Here is a 16983-nt window from a genome sequence, read left to right on the forward strand (position 1 = left end):
ACGCCATAATGAAATATTACTTTTTATAGGCGAACACCACTAAACCTTGCTTTTTTATATAAATAAAAGCATTTTGATTCGGTTTTTAGTGCTTTTATAGACTAAGCTAAGCCACCAAATATAAAAATATTTAACTAATCATGAGAACGGCGAATAATAATCTATGGGTAAATCTTTAGTAATTGTGGAGTCTCCTGCAAAAGCGAAGACGATAAACAAATATTTAGGCAAAGATTTTATTGTGAAATCGAGCGTAGGCCACATCCGTGACTTGCCTACTTCTGCCACTGCTAAAACCCCAGCGAAATCGAAAGTCGACACTAAGTCGATGACCCCAGCACAAAAAGCAGCCCATAAAGCGAAGCGCGATAAAGCAGCTTTAGTCGCACGCATGGGAATCAACCCAGACAAAGACTGGCAAGCGAATTACCAAATCTTACCTGGTAAAGAAAAGGTCGTTAATGAGTTACAAAGCCTAGCGGAAAAAGTGGATCACATCTATCTCGCAACCGATTTGGATAGAGAAGGAGAGGCCATTGCTTGGCATCTAAAAGAAATCATTGGTGGCAGTGATGATCGTTATCAACGCGTAGTATTTAATGAGATTACTAAGTCTGCAATTCAAGATGCTTTCTCCCATCCTATTGAACTGGATATTGCTAAGGTTGAAGCCCAGCAGGCGCGTCGATTTTTAGATCGAGTTGTCGGATTTATGGTATCGCCACTGCTTTGGAAAAAGGTCGCTCGTGGCCTTTCAGCGGGACGAGTACAATCGGTAGCCGTTCGGCTAGTGGTTGAGAAAGAGGGCGAAATTAAAGCCTTTGTTCCTGAAGAGTTTTGGGATGTTAAAGCTGAACTTGGGCATAGCCAAGGGCAGCTAACCATGGAAGTGGCTAAATATCTAGGCAGTAGTTTTAAGCCTTTAAATGAAGCCCAAGCCAGTTCTGCGGTAGAGTATTTAAAGTCTGCTAAGTATCAAGTGGTGGGTCGTGAAGATAAGCCCACTCAGTCCAAACCCAGTGCGCCGTTTATTACCTCGACGTTGCAACAGGCAGCGAGTACTCGATTAGGTTATGGTGTTAAGAAAACCATGATGCTTGCGCAACGCCTTTATGAGGCAGGGTACATCACTTATATGCGTACCGATTCGACAAATTTAAGTTCGGAAGCGGTCGCGAGTGCTCGTGGTTTCATTGAAAAAGAGTTTGGTGGTCAATACTTACCAGAAAAAGCCATTAGTTATGGCTCTAAAGAGGGAGCTCAAGAGGCTCACGAAGCGATCCGCCCTTCAGATGTCAACGTCGAGGCCGCGTTCTTGCAGGGCATGGATCCAGATGCGCATCGTCTATACGAATTAATTTGGCGTCAGTTTGTTGCTTGCCAAATGGTTCCGGCCAATTTTACTTCAAGCGTGATCACGGTTAATGCGGGTGATTATGAGCTAAGGGCAAAAGGACGAATTTTAAAATTTGATGGTTGGACTCGAGTGCAGCCAATTGTGCGTAAAAAATCAGACGGTGACTCTCAGTTACCAGATTTAACCGCAGGTGAACAACTTAATTTGATTGAGTTGGACCCACAACAACACTTTACTAAGCCGCCTGCGCGTTTTAATGAAGCTTCTCTCGTTAAAGAATTAGAAAAGCGTGGCATTGGTCGCCCATCCACTTACGCTTCTATTATTTCAACCATTCAAGATCGAGGTTATGTTAAGGTTGAAAATCGTCGTTTTTATGCGGAGAAAATGGGCGAAATTGTTTCTGATCGATTAGTTGAAAACTTTAGTGATTTATTAAGTTATGACTTTACTGCAGACATGGAAAGCACACTTGATGAAATTGCATCAGGTAATAAAGATTGGAAAGACGTGCTGAATGAGTTTTATCAAGGTTTCACGACCAAGCTTGCTCAAGCTGATCTAGACCCTGAAGAAGGTGGTATGCGCCCTAATGACATGGTTATGACCGATATTGAGTGTCAAACCTGTTCTCGTCCTATGGGCATTCGCACCGCCACCACCGGGGTATTTTTAGGGTGTTCAGGTTATGCTTTGCCTCCTAAGGAGCGTTGTAAAACTACTTTGAATTTGACCCCTGGCGAAGAAGCAGAGTCATTAACTTCAGAGACGGATGCACTTAGAGCCATGCGTCGTTGTCCAGTATGTTCAACAGCGATGGATTCTTACTTAATAGATGAAACTCGTAAACTTCATGTTTGTGGTAATAATCCTCAATGCCATGGTTATGAAGTTGAGAAGGGTGAATTTAAGATCAAAGGCTATGATGGTCCAGTTATCGAGTGCGATAAATGTGGTGCCGATATGGAGCTTAAAAATGGTCGCTTTGGTAAGTACTTTGGCTGTACCAGTGAAGATTGTAAAAACACCCGGAAGTTACTTCGTAATGGTGAGGCCGCGCCACCAAAAGAAGATCCTATCTTCTTACCAGAGCTACCTTGTGAGAAATCAGAAGCGCACTTTGTGTTACGCGATGGTGCCGCTGGGATTTTCTTAGCAGCCAGTACGTTTCCTAAATCTAGAGAAACGAGAGCGCCTAAGGTAAGTGAATTGGTTCGCTTCAAGGATAGAATTTGGTCAAAATACCAGTATTTGACAGAGGCTCCAGAGACGGATCCAGAAGGTAACCCTACAGTAGTTAAATTTAGTCGAAAGACCAAAGAGCAATATGTCGCTTCAGAAAGAAGTGATGGCAAAGCTACTGGTTGGAGTGCCCATTTTGAAAATGGAATGTGGCAAGGTAGAGGTAAGATTTCTAAACCTAAAGCTAGCAAATAATAAAAAAGCCGCTTAAGTAAAGCGGCTTTTTTTATGTAATTACCATTTTCTTTTAGGTTGGAACAACTCGTCTATATCATCAACTTTATATTTTTTGTCCGGTTGAATGCCAGCCTCAAGTTGAGGGGCCAAGGTATTAAGTTGCTCTTGCAGGTTGGCCACAAAAGAAGAGTCTGGCAGTTTTTCAGCTAAAATAGCGAGTTTTTCTTGAGCATTTGTTAGCCCTTGTCTAGCACTACCAAGTTGTTTCAATAAGATAGATGTCTGAATTCTTGCAATTGAAGAGTTGATATTGATTTTCAACTGTAAAATAGTAATGTGATTATCACATAAACTAAAATCTTGCGGACTGAGATTTCCTTTTAACTGCTCCTGTCTAATAATCGCATGCAGTTTTTTCAACAGTTGTACCTGATGAATGGTGGTTTGCTCATCATCAGCCATTTTAAAGTTAGCTAATTTATTGTCCGTTGGCACGGCTTCTAATTTATTGATTTGCTGTTCGATATTAGCCTTATTAAGCAACAGTTTTTCTTCATTTGTAAGTTGATACAGTTGCGTTAAAGCCGAGTGCACACGTAAGTATAAAAGCTGAATCAGTTGGCTAGGAAAAACTAAAGCGCCACTTTGGGCTAAGATCAGTTCGGTTTCATCAATAATTGCTTTTTGACGGGCTTTCTCAATTTTTCGTTGAGCTTCCATTTTTTCTTTATACTGCTGCAGCGCATTAACAATAATAAGCGTTAATAACAATACAGCGAATAAAATTCCAAGAATAACTATCCAAGACATTAATATCGCACTTCCCTAAAATAATGTTCACATTTATCCTACACAAACTTACTTACCAATAACAGTTTAAAATCTTTACATCGCTCGGATTTTAAGCATAAAGGATGGAACAATTTGAAATAAAGATCTCTATAATATATAACTATTTGTAATTAACATATATAAATCAGTTCCAATTCAAGGAAAGTACATGAAATTACAGCAACTGCGGTATGTTGTAGAAGTGGTGAACAATAATCTTAATGTTTCAGCGACAGCTGATAATCTTTATACATCCCAACCTGGGATCTCTAAACAAGTGAGAATGCTTGAGGATGAGTTAGGTATTCAAATCTTTGGCCGCAGTGGTAAACATCTTACTCATGTCACTCCTGCGGGACAAAAGGTTGTTGATATTGCCGCAGATATTTTGAGTAAAGCGGAAAGCATTAAACAAGTTGCAAGGGAGTATACCTTACCTGATCAAGGTGCACTAAACATTGCCACAACACACACCCAAGCTCGTTACGCTTTGCCTTCTGTTATTTCTCATTTTATTGAGCGTTACCCTAAAGTCTCGCTGCATATGCATCAAGGGACACCTCTACAAATATCAGAAGCGGCAGTAAGAGGTGATGCTGATTTTGCTATCGCTACAGAAGGGATCCATCTATATAACGATTTGGTGATGTTGCCTTGTTATCATTGGAATCGTTCAATTGTGGTGAAAAAAGATCACCCCTTGGCCCAGTTATCAAAAGTTGAATTGACCGATTTAGCCCAATGTCCTTTGGTGACTTATGTGTTTGGCTTTAGCAAATCTTCAGCTTTAGAACAAGCATTCGAGAAGGCGGGTTTAGAACCTAATGTTGTCTTTAGTGCCACTAGTGCAGATGTGTTAAAAACTTATGTAAGGCTTGGGCTTGGAGTCGGTGTGATTGCGACTATGGCCATTAATGAAATGGAAGATGATGACTTGATTGCTATTGATGCTAGTCATTTATTTGACCACAGCACCACTAAGATCGGTTTTCGCAAAGGCAGCTTTTTAAGAAGCTATATGTATGATTTTATTGAATACTTTGCACCACATTTAACACGCTCAGTTGTAGAGCAAGCGATGAGTTTGCGGGATGCGGAGGCAGTTGAAGCGATGTTTAAGGATCAACAACTGCCCATGCGTTAATGATGGCTAACACTCAACGATGTTAACTGCGAGGCCGCCTTTAGCGGTCTCTTTGTATTTAGAGCGCATATCCATGCCAGTATCCCACATGGTTTTGATGACTTTGTCTAAGCTGACTTTATGACAGCCATCGCCTCTGAATGCTAGCCTTGAAGCATTAATCGCTTTGATTGCACCCATGGCATTTCTCTCGATACAGGGAACTTGAACTAAACCGCCAACAGGATCACAGGTCAGCCCGAGATTATGCTCCATGCCAATTTCAGCCGCATTTTCAACATTATCAGGTGTGCCACCGAGGATCTCTGTCAGTCCGGCTGCTGCCATTGAACAAGCCACGCCAACTTCTCCCTGGCAACCGACTTCCGCTCCAGAAATGGAAGCGTTCTTTTTATATAAAATACCAATAGCTGCGGCGGTCAGTAAGTATCTTTGAGCGATTTCTTTATCCACTGGACGAATAAACTTATCGTAGTAGCAAAGCACCGCCGGGATCACTCCAGCTGCGCCATTGGTGGGTGCCGTGACCACAGTGCCGCCGGCGGCATTTTCCTCATTGATGGCGATGGCAAATAAATTAACCCAATCCATTGAATAAAGAGGGTCATTATGAGGTGCTTGCTCGTTAGCAAGTTTTCGATACAGCATTGGCGCACGACGACGTAGTTTCAACCCCCCAGGTAGTAATCCCTCTTTTTTTAAGCCGCGCTGCATCGAAGCATACATGGTTTGCCAAATGTGCCATAACTCATCAGTTATGTTTGGGTGACGTTGTAAAGCCTGTTCATTTTTAAGCATTAGCCCTGCAATGCTAAGCCCTGAATTTTTACATTGCTCTATCAATTCTTTCCCTGAACTAAAAGGGTAGGGAGCGGTGATGGCTGTGGTATTGATGGGGATAAGCCCTTGTTTGAATTCATCTTCATCAAGGATGAAGCCACCGCCAATAGAATAATATACTTTTGCAAAAAGTAATTTTTGCTGATGATAAGCTCTAATTTGCATCGCATTGGCGTGACCGGGTAAGGATTTACGCCTGTGGTAAGTGATGCTGTGTTTACGAGTAAAGTTGACCAGCTTTTTCCCAAGAAGATTAAGCTGTTGTGATTGGCTAACCTGTTGCAACTTATCTTCAACAGTCTCAGTATCACATAATTGGGGCTCTTCACCTAGTAGGCCCAAGGTAACGGCGGTACCGGTGCCATGGCCTTTACCGGTTTGTCCTAAGGAGCCAAATAATTCTACTTGAATTTCATCGGTGAGTTCAAAATGACCCAAACTTTGAAGCTCTTCAGCGAACAGCTTTGCTGCTTTCATAGGACCAACAGTATGGGATGAAGAAGGGCCGATGCCTATGGTAAACATATCGAAAACACTGATCATAAATTTTTATCCAAAGACGATAAATCTTGTTAAAATCATAACTTGAATAGTGTTAGTTTAGCCAATATTTATTTTGGTAGTAGGGAATTACGTGAAACAACTTATAATGGATTTGCAAGGCTTTGAAATTACCCAACTTGAAGCTGAGCAACTTCGTCATCCGGCCGTTGCAGGAGTGATCCTTTTTGCAAGAAATTATAAAAATAAAGCACAGTTAGTTAAATTGACTAAGGCTATCAGAGCGGTCAACCCAGATATTGTCATTGGGGTGGATCATGAAGGTGGTCGAGTGCAAAGGTTTGTTGATGGTTTTAGTAAAATTCCTGCCATGGCGAGCTTTATCGAGCAGGCCCGCGATCTTCAACAAGCGAAGCAATGGGCTGAACTCATCGGTTATTTAATGGCGGTAGAATTACAGCAAGTTGGTATTGATTTTAGTTTTGCCCCAGTCTTAGATAGAAATGGCATCTCAGATGTGATTGGGCGACGCGCCTTCTCAGCGGATCCACAAATTGTCACTGAATTGGCCCAATCGTTGATTAACGGTTTTCATCATGCTGGCATGATTGCGATTGGTAAACATTTCCCTGGCCATGGCGGGGTAAAAGCGGATTCTCATGTTGCCATTGCTCAAGATCCTCGTTCTTTCAGTGAAATCGAACAGCAAGAGTTACCCCCTTTTATGACGTTAATCAAGCAAGGGGTATTGCAAGGGATCATGCCAGCTCATGTGATATATACTCGCATCGATCCTAATCCAGCTGGCTTTTCACCTTATTGGTTACAACAAGTATTAAAGCAACAGTTGAATTTTAGCGGCAGCATTTTCTCCGATGATTTGAGTATGCATGGCGCGACCGTGGTGGGTGACATTAGTGACAGAGTTTATGCGGCATTAAGCGCAGGTTGTGATTTTGCTTTGGTATGTAATAGTCCTACTGAGGTTGCCTATCTGCTGCAACACTATCAATGGCAGCAGCATAAAGTAAGTCATATTGAGCCACTTAAAGCAGCCAACTTATATGCCGCAGACTTTGACCAAGTTATGCTCGATAAAGCCAAGTTGATTTGCCAACAGCTCAATTAAAAATCCAGTTGCAGTGCAAAACACAGGTAAGCCATAAACTGACGCGTGTGTTGGTATTGTTCTGTACAAAATTCTAAAAAATCTTGCGAACACACTTGCTGTTTGCTGATGGATTTGATGGCGATGAAGTCTTTGCGCTTTAGCTCTGCAATCATTGGGTGGTCTTTATCGTAGCCCTTTGGGGGGCGAATTAAGCTAGCACCAGAAAGTTCAAAGCCATTTTGCTGCATTGTTTCTAGGGCTTTTTGATAAGCCCTCGGATTGTCATCAAGACAACTGCGTATTTTTGCTAGCACTGCGGATTCGGGCCGCCAAATGCCGGCTCCGATAAAACAATTATCATTGGCAATATGAAGATATAATCCAGGGGCATGAACATCTTTACCCTGAAAGTGTCTAAATTGAATACCAATATTAGTTTTGTAGGGGGTTTTGTCCTTTGAAAATCGTGCATCCCTTTGGGGACGCATCAAACTGCCTCCCACTTTCTTGGGCACGGCAACAAAACGTTGACTAAATTGTTCAATACTTGGTTGCATTTGCTCAATAAATTGCAATGCTGGCGCTCTCACGAGTTGTTCATATTGAGGTTGGTTGCTCTTAAACCAATCCCGGTCATTATTGTTGGCTAATTCGGCTAAAAAATGAAATGTATTTTTGTTAAACATATGTGATTGGTCTTTTTTATTGCAGCTTACCTAATTGTTTCAGGTTTTGATAGGCAGACAATGCATTTTGCCGGGAATCTTTCAGGTCAACAATAGGATGTGGATAATCCCTAGCAAGCACAAAGTCACAGCTTTGTAATACGTTATTTGGAGCTTGCCATGGGGCATGGCGGTATTTGGGCGGCAATTTTTCTAGCTGAGGCAGCCATTTACATAGGTAGTCAGTGTTTTTATCAAACCGTTCCGACTGGGTAACGGGATTGAAGATTCGGAAATACGGTGCTGCATCCATACCACTGCCTGCTACCCATTGCCAACTGGCACTGTTATTGGCCGGGGAAGCATCAAATAGGGTTTGCTCAAACCATTTACAGCCATGCTGCCATGGGATCAGCAGGTTCTTAACTAACAAAGAAGCAGTGATCATCCGAACCCGGTTGTGCATATAGCCGGTGTGCCATAGTTCTCTCATACCAGCATCAACAATTGGGATCCCAGTGAGGCCTTGCTGCCACTTATGTAGTAATAACGGGTTATCAAGCCATGGAAAATGGTTAAACTTAGGGTTGATGTTTTCTCTATCCATATGAGGGTAATCCCTTAAAAGATAATGACTAAATGCTCTCCATGCCAGCTCAGATTTAAAGTGTTCAATATCATCTGATGGTGACAGCTGACATAAGTCGTGATGCATTTGCCTGACGGACAGTTCTCCCCATTCGATGGCCGCAGATAATAATGATGTATTGATTTGGGAGGGAATATTTCGACCCTGCTGGTAATTGTTGAACGCTTGTTGACAGAGTCTGCGCCATCTTTGCTGGGCGGAAGGTTCGCCAGGAGCACTGCCAGGCCAATTTTCAATGATTTTTTTACCCCATACTGATGTCATCTCTGGAACAAATTCAGTCTCGAGAGCCCCTCCTGGCAATGACAATAACTCAATGTTGTTTAACTGGGATGCCTGTTTTAATAATGGCTGCTTTTGTGCGTGTCGGTAAAAAGCTGAGAAAACTTTGTAAGCACTTTGGTCTGCTTTTTGTAGCGTTTGCAAGTCCCACAATAAATTAGCGTCCGTGAAATGCAGCTCAATATTGAGCTGTTGGCACAATGGCATCAACGTTTGCTCAAAAGCTTTATCTTCAGCAGATAGGCCATGTGCCATATACAAGCCTTGAATGTTGAATTGAGCCGCTGTTTCACGGATAAATGTTGCCATTGGTTGCGCTGCCAAATAAAGTTTGCCGCTGAGCTGTTGATTAAGTGATGCTAAGCTGTGTCCTAACCAAACTCTCGCAGCAGACCCCTTTGGAGGGCGAGCTTCCGCTGGGAAAACGACGACTGTGGGTAAATCGCTGGCGTTTACTAGGGCGGGGTTATCGTTGATTCTTAGATCTTTTCTCAAAAGCACTATGTTGATTTTTTTCATGGTTGGATTTCTTTAGCGTTGTGGTCAAAAATCTTGCCTGAATCACTCAGTTCAAGGTTTATCAATACTTTAACTAGCTTTTGTGCACATTGTTGTGGTTGCTGCCATTGTGAATTTTGCTTTTTAAATGGTGATGATAATGGGCTAAATACTGTTCCTGGGTGCAAAGCGATAACGCATGTTTGACGCTTTTGTCGTTTTAGTTGTATGGCGGTATTTTTAATCATCATATTTAGTGCTGCTTTAGAACTTCGATAACTGTACCAGCCTCCAAGACGATTATCGCTGATCGAACCTACCCGAGCAGATAAGGCTACCGCTAAGGTTAGGCTATGTTGCTTAAGCTTGGGGATAAGATACTTAAAAAAAAGCATAGGCACCAAGCAATTAGCTTCCATGGATTTTAGGAAGTGGCTACTCGAGAGGGCCTCTAAATTTTTTTCTGGCTGGTAGGATTTATCATGCAAAAACCCTGTTGCTACTATGATGGCATCTAATGATCCTTGGTCGATATGCTGCGCCAGCGCTTCTATGTTGTCTTCTGTGTAGTCTTCAACAGTCAAGCATTGAACATTGGTTGACGAAGGGACATGTGTGCGACTAACGGCAATGATCTGGTGCTTGCAGGCTAATTCATCGATGAGCGCACTGGCAATGGTTCCATGGGCGCCAATTACGGCTATGGTCGACATGTAGGCTCCAGCTATTGGTTTTTAGTTGGTACGCTGGTTACCTTAAAAAAGATTGCTAGCAACGATTTGGTAAACTCAATCAATCGAAGTCGCAACCATCAAGTGATTAATGACAGCAGCAAAACGAGCTTGCTATAATGCCATTTTAAATTGAGGAATTAAGTCCCATGGTACAAGCAACCGCAAAGCACCTATTAGTTGATACTGAAGCGCAGTGCAATGAAATCAAACAGCAAATTATAGACGGCGCCAGTTTTGAAGATATGGCTAAACAGCATTCAAATTGCCCATCTGCTGCTCAAGGCGGTGATCTAGGCAGTTTTGGTCCAGGGATGATGGTTCCACAGTTTGATAAAGTGGTTTTTAGCGCGCCTATCAATGAAGTGCAAGGACCTGTACAAACCCAGTTTGGTTATCATTTGTTGGTGGTCACTAGTCGCGGCTAACGCCTTGATAGGAGTTAACCAAGAGTCGTGATAAGGGTACCTCCAAAAGGATCCTTATTAACTCAAATACCAGTCAGTTAAGAACTGACTGGTATTACAGCCTTAGCTGGTATTTTATTGGCAAAGCCCTTGACTGTTGACGCTATCCATAGGCAGGGCACCACTGACAGTGTCTACACAAAAGTTGACTTCTACATTCCCCCCTAAGGCGCTAGTGGTTTTAAGGGTAACAGTGCCATCGCTAGCAGTTAATCCTGATACTGATTCATTCCAGCTGCCTGAAAAACGTCCGTTGACGGTGACTCCTGCAGCCGCAGTACCTAAGTTATCGGTAATAGTAACCGTTGCCGTACCGTATTTTTGGCCTCGACCTGCGCTTTGAGTGCCCGTGGTGATGCTACTTACTACTAGTGAGGTTGCTTCTTCACTGCCTTGACTGACGCTTAGCGTTTGCGTGGATGTTGCCTGTGCAGCGAGATCATCGGTGACGGTTAATGTCACGCTGTAATCGCCGCTAGCGCTAAAGGTGTGGCTGGTACTTACGCCGTTAGAGCTATTACCATCGCCAAAATCCCATTGATAACTGCTAATGCTGCCATCGCTATCACTCGAGGCAGAGCCATCAAAGTTACAGCTTAAGTCATTACAGGCATAATTAAATGCCGCGCTAGGGGGAGTATTTGCGCCACCCGCTTCACCTAGAATGACCACATTGTCTAAGGTGTAGCTATCCCCATTAAAACTGTTGGGGTCAATCAAAAATAAAAAGGCATCAATGCTGTTATCCGCTGTGGCGCCATCAATTCGCTCAAGAGTCATGAACCTTAAGGTCTGCCAACCATTGGCGTGTTCAATAAAGGCTTGGTATTTACTGTGGCGACCACTGGGGTAGTTGCTCGGGGTGGCAACCGATGAGTCTTCTAGTTGGATGAGGATTTCTTTGCCAATTAAATTAGGGTCTGTATTGTTAACATCCACCTCGAAAGCCTTATCGCCAACAATAAAGGCATTACCATCAGTAATAGCGTTGGTGCTATAGGCAATAACATCATATTGGCTGGCGCTGTCACGGCGGTAATCAAGCACCCCAGCGTTGACATTGTAGTTGCCAGTGGCCGAAGTTAAGCCCATGGCGCTTGAGCCATTAAAATCATCTAATACCGTTTCCGTGGAAAGGGCTTTACCAACATAAATAGGCGTACTGACTTCGCAGCCACCTGAAGTTACCGTTAGTGATTGGGTAGTGGCGGCACTTTGTGGGTCCCAAGTTACCTGGATATTATCGCCACTTCCACTTATTGTGCCACCTGTTACAGACCAAGTAGTATTGCCAGCTGAATTGATTACAGAATAGTTTTCTGTGCTTCCAGGGGCAGGTAAGTGGTTACCACTGAGATTAGGCTGACTGCCAGCGTATACTCGAACATAGTCCACTAGCAGTTGTTGCGGCAGTACCGAATCATCCACCGTACCGCCCCAACTACCGCCCACCGCTAGGTTCAAAATAAAATGAAAATTATTACGACCATCGAAGGGCCAATCTTCAGGTTGAACATCCTCTGCGCGGATAGAGGAATAGAGCATATTATCTAAATACCAACGAATTTCATCGGCTTGCCATTCAATGGCATAGGTATGGAAATTATCTGACCACTTGCCGGGCTGTTTGAGGATCCCTGCACCCATATGCGAGTTATCTGGCCAAGGTTGACCATAGTGGATGGTACCGTAGGCATTGTTGGCACTTTGTCCGACTGATTCAAAGATATCAATCTCACCGCTGATTGGCCAACCTTCAGCAGCATTACTTGGTAGCATCCAAAACGCGGGCCACATGCCTTGGCCGTCAGGAAATTTTAATCTGGCTTCAAAGCGGCCGAATGCCCATTCGCCGCTTTCAGGCATATTTGCTGTACGGATTCTGGCAGAAGTATATTGGGTGCCTTTTATGCGTTGTTTACGGGCTTCAATGGTCATTACACCATTATTGAGGGTGATATTATCTGCTTGATAATTTTGCAGTTCATCATTACCCCAGCCACACATGCCTGGGCCCTGATCACAGCCGTCACCAAGTTGGATATCCCAAGCGTTGGTATTAAGGCTGGATGCGTCAAAATTATCTTCCCACATGGGCAGCTGACATTGTTGCGCCAGCGCAGAATGGCTGTTGGTGAATAAGCCTATTGCAAGAGGTAATAGCATCACTTGAATAGGGGAATTGTTGGTTGTTGCCACAATATTTTCCTTATTTAATGGCTGATCCTGTTACCAACTTACTCCGACTAAGATTCGCCTTAATTAATCATGCGAAAGCAAAATGTAAGCGCTTTCTTTTTTAGCGTAGCAGTCGATTACTATTATTGGTAATAATGGTTGAGATTTATTTTGGTGTTGGTTGAAATTTAAATGATTATCAAGATGTGTATGTTTGTGGGCATAGACTCGGTCTTAAACCTTATCTACTAGAGTAAATGTAAAATAACTGTAAAGGTTAATATTTTGTTGGTGGGTTGTACTAGTTTTATTGGCTGCTAAGGAAAACAAAAAGTCGTAAGGGCAGGGAGCTTGATAAACGTAGCAGCGCTTAAATCATATTGACTTAGTCTTGTGGTTAGGCTGCCAATAACAAGGAAACAAACTATGCAAACTCTCAGTAAAAAATTGAAGGGGGGATTGGCGCTGCTTATTGCCAGTCTGATGTTAACCCCTGCTTATGCCACCCTTTGGTTCGACTTAGGTTATGAATCTGGCCTGTGGAACGATGGTAATCCATGGGTGGATTTACAAGAGCCATACCCAGATAGACAAGAAGCGAGTCAGGCCTATGCCCGTAGTGGCAGTTGGTCAGTCAGACATACCTTAAAAAAGGGCGATCTGAGTGGTGCTGTCAACAAACACAGAACCGAAAGCAGTACTCAAAACACCCCTAAAGCAGAACAGTTATTTTACGGTGTTAATACGGACTCTTGGTATGGATTGTCTATTCTATTAGATCCTAATGATTACGCTTACGATAGTGATGGTGAATCCATATTGCAGTGGAAAGAGCCTGGTGGTGGTACGCCTAATTTAACCCTTAAAACCGATGAAGGCGGCTTTAAGTTTTACCTGCGCTCAACCTCGGCCGATAATACTTACTTGCTTGGCAATTACCAACTTGGCGTGTGGTACGATTTTGTGTTCCACATATACCATAGCACCAGTGGCAGTGGCGTATTAGAAGTGTGGATGAAAACCGAAGCAGATAGTAACTATACCAAGGTCATTGATTATTCAGGCTCAACTAAAAGAGATACAAACTCCCAAGGTTACTTTAAGTGGGGTTTATATAAGTCTTCATGGGACAGTAAAAATACCGATTCAATCAGCCGGACGATTTACCATGATAATGTCCGCGTCGGCGAAAGCTTTGCAGAAGTTGACCCATCAGATGGTAACAATGGCGGTGGTGGCGGTTCTAACAATGCCCCAAATGTCAGTTTAGATAGTCCAACCGATGGTGCGCTGTATACCCAAGGGGATAATATCACCCTAGATGCGAGCGCCAGCGACAGTGATGGCACTATCAGCCAGGTTGATTTTTATGACGGCGTTAACCTACTGGGCAGTGATTCTAATAGTCCTTACAGCTACACCCTTAATAACGCTAGCCCTGGTACTTATGCCTTTAGCGCGGTTGCGACGGATGATGGCGGTGCTCAAACCACTTCTAATGTGGCCAATGTAACGGTTAATAGTTCAGGCTCTGGTACATTATTGAGCTATGAAGACTTTGAGTCGGGTTTAGGTGCTTATACAGATGGTGGCTCTGATTGTAAATGGTATGAAAATGGTACTTTGGCATTCGCAGGTGATGGCGCCCTGAATATCCAAGATGATTCGAACTCTGCAAATGCAGAGCTGACCAACGCGATCGATATCGACAGTGCCGGCTATACCAGCCTTACGGTTGAGTTTGCCTATCAAGCGGTTAGCATGGATAACAGTAACGAAGGCTTTTTATTAGAGTATTTTGATGGCACTAATTGGGTCATTATTGGCAGTTGGTATGAAACCACAGACTTTGCAAACGGACAGTTCTATCAAGAAAGCGTCACCATTACGGAATCTAATTACACTTTTCCAAGCAATATGAAAATTCGCTTTGTGGGTGATGGCAGCGGTAATTCCGATGATGTTTATATTGATGAAGTAAGGATTATTGCTAACTAACTTCCAGCAACGAAGCCCTATAAGATTACTTGTAGGGCTTGATCTGATGCCACTCATACAATACTGCTGCTTGGCCCTGGTAGTTACCTTGAGCATCAATCACATTCCAGACTATCGCTTTGTCAATTTGGAAGCGTTTACCGCTCTTGGATACCCGCACACCTTTATAGTCATCAACATAGCCAAATTGACTGACTCTTGCTAACAAACGGTCCCGTTCCGACTGCACCATGGCTTCGGCCGATAGCCGTGAGGGCAGGGTTATCAAATCTTCCAGCGAGTATTCAAACAGCTCAAGCGCGGCTTTATTGGCATAGTTAAAAATAGGATCTGATCCTGTGCCATGGGATAGCACCGCAAAGGGTGCGTTATCTAAGCTTTTATTGGTATGTAAATGCTTTTGTGTGATTGCTTTAAAGCTTGTGTGCAGCAGTTCCATTTGCCTGAGTATTTTATCCATTAGATTTCCAACTATTTTTTAATTATTAAAAGCAGTCTTAACAAGAGGCTGTTTAGTGCCCAAAGCGATAGTTTGTTTTCAAATTAGACAGTTACCTGATGCTAATGTAAGTTTGGAATATAAATAAAGAGCAAGGATGCAATTAATGGAAAAATCACTTCCTAAATTTACAATTGGGGCTATCGCAACAGCACAAGCTATTGCGCTGACTCTGCTTTACCAAAGTATCGAACATCAAGTTTGGCCAGCAACCAACTTAAGCTGGTTAATCGCGCTGGTCACTTTGAGTATCAGCTTGCCATCTTTATTACTTTTTTGCATTAAGGGCGATAATGTTAAATCATCTTTGAAGTACTTATTGCCATTTACATTGCTAATATCTTTGCTAGGGGCTTATGTTGGCTATCAGCAGGAACCCCAAGAGCGGCTTGATAATTTCATCGTTGTCATAATATTTATCTTCACTACTTTGGTCGCTTGCTTTAAGGCCTTGATGTATATCCAGCAGTATTTGACTAAGCATGATATTAACTATCAGCAAATGTTTAGTTTATCTTGGCAAAACGGCATTATCTTTTTAGAAAGTAACCTGTTTACTCTAATCTTTTGGCTTATTCTGCTACTCGGCGCCGCGCTCTTTAATGTTTTAGGGATCACTTTCTTTATGGATCTATTGAAAGAGAGTTGGTTTGTTATCCCTGTGCTCACGCTGGCTTTTTCTTCTAGCATTATTATTTTTCGCCAGATTGACCACACTGCTGATTATATCGCGGTTGTTTTACAAAGCTTGATGAAGTTTTTACTGCCCATTTTAGCGATTATCTCGATTTCATTTTTAATTACGCTGCCAGTGGTTGGTGCCCAAAAACTTTGGGATACCGGCTCTGGAAGCTTGTTATTACTCTGGCTACAGGCATTAACCTTATTTTTTACTAATGCAGTGTTTCAGCCTGGTAAGCAAGTCCAAATCTATCGCCCTTATATTAAGAAGCTGGTGGTAACTGCCATTGCTATTTTACCTATTTATAGTGCCATATCAGCCTATGGCTTGTGGCTGCGAGTTGAACAATATGGGCTTTCGGTTGACCGTTGCTGGGCGTTACTTATCTGGTTTTTACTTGCTTGTTTTGCTATTGGCTATTTAGTGGCGCTGATCCGTGATCGTGAACATTGGCTTATTGGTGTGGGGAAGATTAATATTCAGATGGGAAGAGGGGTATTATTGACAATGTTATTAGTGAATACTCCTTTGTTAAACTTCCAATCTATTTCTGCAAACTCCCAGGTTTCACGCTATTTGTCCAACCCAGAAATAGAAATTGATTTTAGCTACTTTGAACGTAGCTTAGGCCGACAAGGTTATCTTGCTGTATTGGATGTTCGGGCACAACTGAGTGAGTCTGAACAGTTAAGGATTGACAAGATGTATGCCAAAAAGCTTAAAAATGATGAGCAATACACTCTAGTCCAGTTTAAAGAGAACAGCAGCTATTGGCCAAATCAACAATCCTTTGATGCAAGTTTGATTAATGCTGTGTATCAAGATGCAGAGAAGCGAAGATATGGCCGTAGGCCCAATAGCGAGAGTTATTACTTTATTGCGATTGATTTAAATAATGATGATGAAGCGGAGTACATTGTCATTAAAGAGGATCACAGAATCACTAATGCCTATTTATGGACTATGGCTGAACAATGGCAGCGGAGGTATTTGAGCGTGAGTAATAAAGACGCCAGAGCCTTCAGGGAAGCGATAAAATCTAATCAGGTTAGTGTGATTAAACCTAAATACAATGATGTAAAAATAGGGGATAGTCTTATTCAGGTTAATTGATGGCTGTATGTGGACACC

The 16983-nt window shown here is 42.6% G+C and carries 13 protein-coding genes; 6 read left to right on the forward strand and 7 right to left on the reverse strand.

The window, feature by feature from the left end:
* The first annotated feature begins 163 nt into the window (after nt 1-163).
* Nucleotides 164-2794: a type I DNA topoisomerase gene (topA, locus tag GFB48_RS03225; protein WP_163931075.1), complete on the forward strand. Its 2631-nt coding sequence runs from the start codon at nt 164-166 to the stop codon at nt 2792-2794.
* 39 nt (nt 2795-2833) lie between these two features.
* Here topA and GFB48_RS03230 read toward each other — a convergent pair whose 3' ends face one another.
* On the reverse strand, nt 2834-3586 hold the full coding sequence (locus GFB48_RS03230; protein ID WP_163931077.1) for a hypothetical protein: 753 nt from the start codon (nt 3584-3586) through the stop codon (nt 2834-2836).
* 190 nt (nt 3587-3776) lie between these two features.
* On the opposite strand from GFB48_RS03230, the gene cysB reads away from it, so the two are divergent.
* Nucleotides 3777-4751 carry an HTH-type transcriptional regulator CysB gene (gene cysB, locus GFB48_RS03235; RefSeq protein WP_163931079.1) on the forward strand — a complete coding sequence of 325 codons (975 nt, stop codon included), beginning with the start codon at nt 3777-3779 and terminating at the stop codon, nt 4749-4751.
* A 6-nt stretch (nt 4752-4757) separates the two neighbouring features.
* Here the strand turns inward: cysB and GFB48_RS03240 are convergent, their stop codons facing one another.
* Nucleotides 4758-6134 carry an L-serine ammonia-lyase gene (locus GFB48_RS03240; protein WP_163931081.1) on the reverse strand — a complete coding sequence of 459 codons (1377 nt, stop codon included), beginning with the start codon at nt 6132-6134 and terminating at the stop codon, nt 4758-4760.
* Between the two features lie 91 nt (nt 6135-6225).
* Between GFB48_RS03240 and nagZ the strand changes: the two genes are divergently transcribed.
* A complete protein-coding gene (gene nagZ, locus GFB48_RS03245; protein ID WP_163931083.1) occupies nt 6226-7221 on the forward strand; it encodes a beta-N-acetylhexosaminidase in 996 nt (331 codons plus the stop codon).
* Here the strand turns inward: nagZ and GFB48_RS03250 are convergent.
* The 3 genes from GFB48_RS03250 to GFB48_RS03260 are packed head-to-tail and all read right to left on the reverse strand — an operon-like array spanning nt 7218 to nt 10010.
* Nucleotides 7218-7889, reverse strand: a complete 672-nt coding sequence (locus GFB48_RS03250) for a DUF2461 domain-containing protein (protein ID WP_163931085.1) — start codon at nt 7887-7889, stop codon at nt 7218-7220. The genes nagZ and GFB48_RS03250 overlap by 4 nt on opposite strands.
* 16 nt (nt 7890-7905) lie before the next feature.
* On the reverse strand, nt 7906-9318 hold the full coding sequence (locus GFB48_RS03255; RefSeq protein WP_163931087.1) for a deoxyribodipyrimidine photo-lyase: 1413 nt from the start codon (nt 9316-9318) through the stop codon (nt 7906-7908).
* Nucleotides 9315-10010 (reverse strand): SDR family NAD(P)-dependent oxidoreductase, encoded by a 696-nt coding sequence (locus GFB48_RS03260; RefSeq protein WP_163931089.1) that lies wholly within the window; start codon nt 10008-10010, stop codon nt 9315-9317. Before GFB48_RS03260 ends, GFB48_RS03255 begins: the two co-directional genes overlap by 4 nt.
* Before the next feature lie 167 nt (nt 10011-10177).
* Here GFB48_RS03260 and GFB48_RS03265 point away from each other — a divergent pair, with 167 nt between their 5' ends.
* Complete coding sequence (locus tag GFB48_RS03265) at nt 10178-10456, forward strand: peptidylprolyl isomerase (RefSeq protein WP_163931091.1); 279 nt, start codon at nt 10178-10180, stop codon at nt 10454-10456.
* A 114-nt stretch (nt 10457-10570) separates the two neighbouring features.
* Here GFB48_RS03265 and GFB48_RS03270 read toward each other — a convergent pair whose 3' ends face one another.
* Nucleotides 10571-12694 (reverse strand): family 16 glycosylhydrolase, encoded by a 2124-nt coding sequence (locus GFB48_RS03270; protein WP_163931094.1) that lies wholly within the window; start codon nt 12692-12694, stop codon nt 10571-10573.
* 405 nt (nt 12695-13099) lie between these two features.
* On the opposite strand from GFB48_RS03270, the gene GFB48_RS03275 reads away from it, so the two are divergent.
* A complete protein-coding gene (locus GFB48_RS03275; protein WP_163931097.1) occupies nt 13100-14671 on the forward strand; it encodes a heparin lyase I family protein in 1572 nt (523 codons plus the stop codon).
* Between the two features lie 25 nt (nt 14672-14696).
* On the opposite strand, the gene GFB48_RS03280 is transcribed toward GFB48_RS03275, so the two are convergent.
* Nucleotides 14697-15131, reverse strand: coding sequence for an MEKHLA domain-containing protein (locus GFB48_RS03280; protein WP_163931099.1), 435 nt, complete (start codon nt 15129-15131; stop codon nt 14697-14699).
* A gap of 145 nt (nt 15132-15276) precedes the next feature.
* Between GFB48_RS03280 and GFB48_RS03285 the strand changes: the two genes are divergently transcribed.
* Nucleotides 15277-16965: a DUF4153 domain-containing protein gene (locus tag GFB48_RS03285; RefSeq protein ID WP_163931101.1), complete on the forward strand. Its 1689-nt coding sequence runs from the start codon at nt 15277-15279 to the stop codon at nt 16963-16965.
* Nucleotides 16966-16983 lie beyond the last annotated feature (18 nt).

Origin of the sequence: Paraferrimonas sp. SM1919, from assembly GCF_010993985.1 — a bacterium.
GTDB lineage: Bacteria > Pseudomonadota > Gammaproteobacteria > Enterobacterales > Shewanellaceae > SM1919.

Bases quoted from the DNA above. Each gene is read 5' to 3' on its own strand.
- topA (WP_163931075.1), top strand. From the start codon at position 164: ATGGGTAAATCTTTAGTAATTGTGGAGTCTCCTGCAAAAGCGAAGACG.
- GFB48_RS03230 (WP_163931077.1), bottom strand. From the start codon at position 3,586: ATGTCTTGGATAGTTATTCTTGGAATTTTATTCGCTGTATTGTTATTA.
- cysB (WP_163931079.1), top strand. From the start codon at position 3,777: ATGAAATTACAGCAACTGCGGTATGTTGTAGAAGTGGTGAACAATAAT.
- GFB48_RS03240 (WP_163931081.1), bottom strand. From the start codon at position 6,134: ATGATCAGTGTTTTCGATATGTTTACCATAGGCATCGGCCCTTCTTCA.
- GFB48_RS03250 (WP_163931085.1), bottom strand. From the start codon at position 7,889: ATGTTTAACAAAAATACATTTCATTTTTTAGCCGAATTAGCCAACAAT.
- GFB48_RS03255 (WP_163931087.1), bottom strand. From the start codon at position 9,318: ATGAAAAAAATCAACATAGTGCTTTTGAGAAAAGATCTAAGAATCAAC.
- GFB48_RS03260 (WP_163931089.1), bottom strand. From the start codon at position 10,010: ATGTCGACCATAGCCGTAATTGGCGCCCATGGAACCATTGCCAGTGCG.
- GFB48_RS03265 (WP_163931091.1), top strand. From the start codon at position 10,178: ATGGTACAAGCAACCGCAAAGCACCTATTAGTTGATACTGAAGCGCAG.
- GFB48_RS03275 (WP_163931097.1), top strand. From the start codon at position 13,100: ATGCAAACTCTCAGTAAAAAATTGAAGGGGGGATTGGCGCTGCTTATT.
- GFB48_RS03280 (WP_163931099.1), bottom strand. From the start codon at position 15,131: ATGGATAAAATACTCAGGCAAATGGAACTGCTGCACACAAGCTTTAAA.
- GFB48_RS03285 (WP_163931101.1), top strand. From the start codon at position 15,277: ATGGAAAAATCACTTCCTAAATTTACAATTGGGGCTATCGCAACAGCA.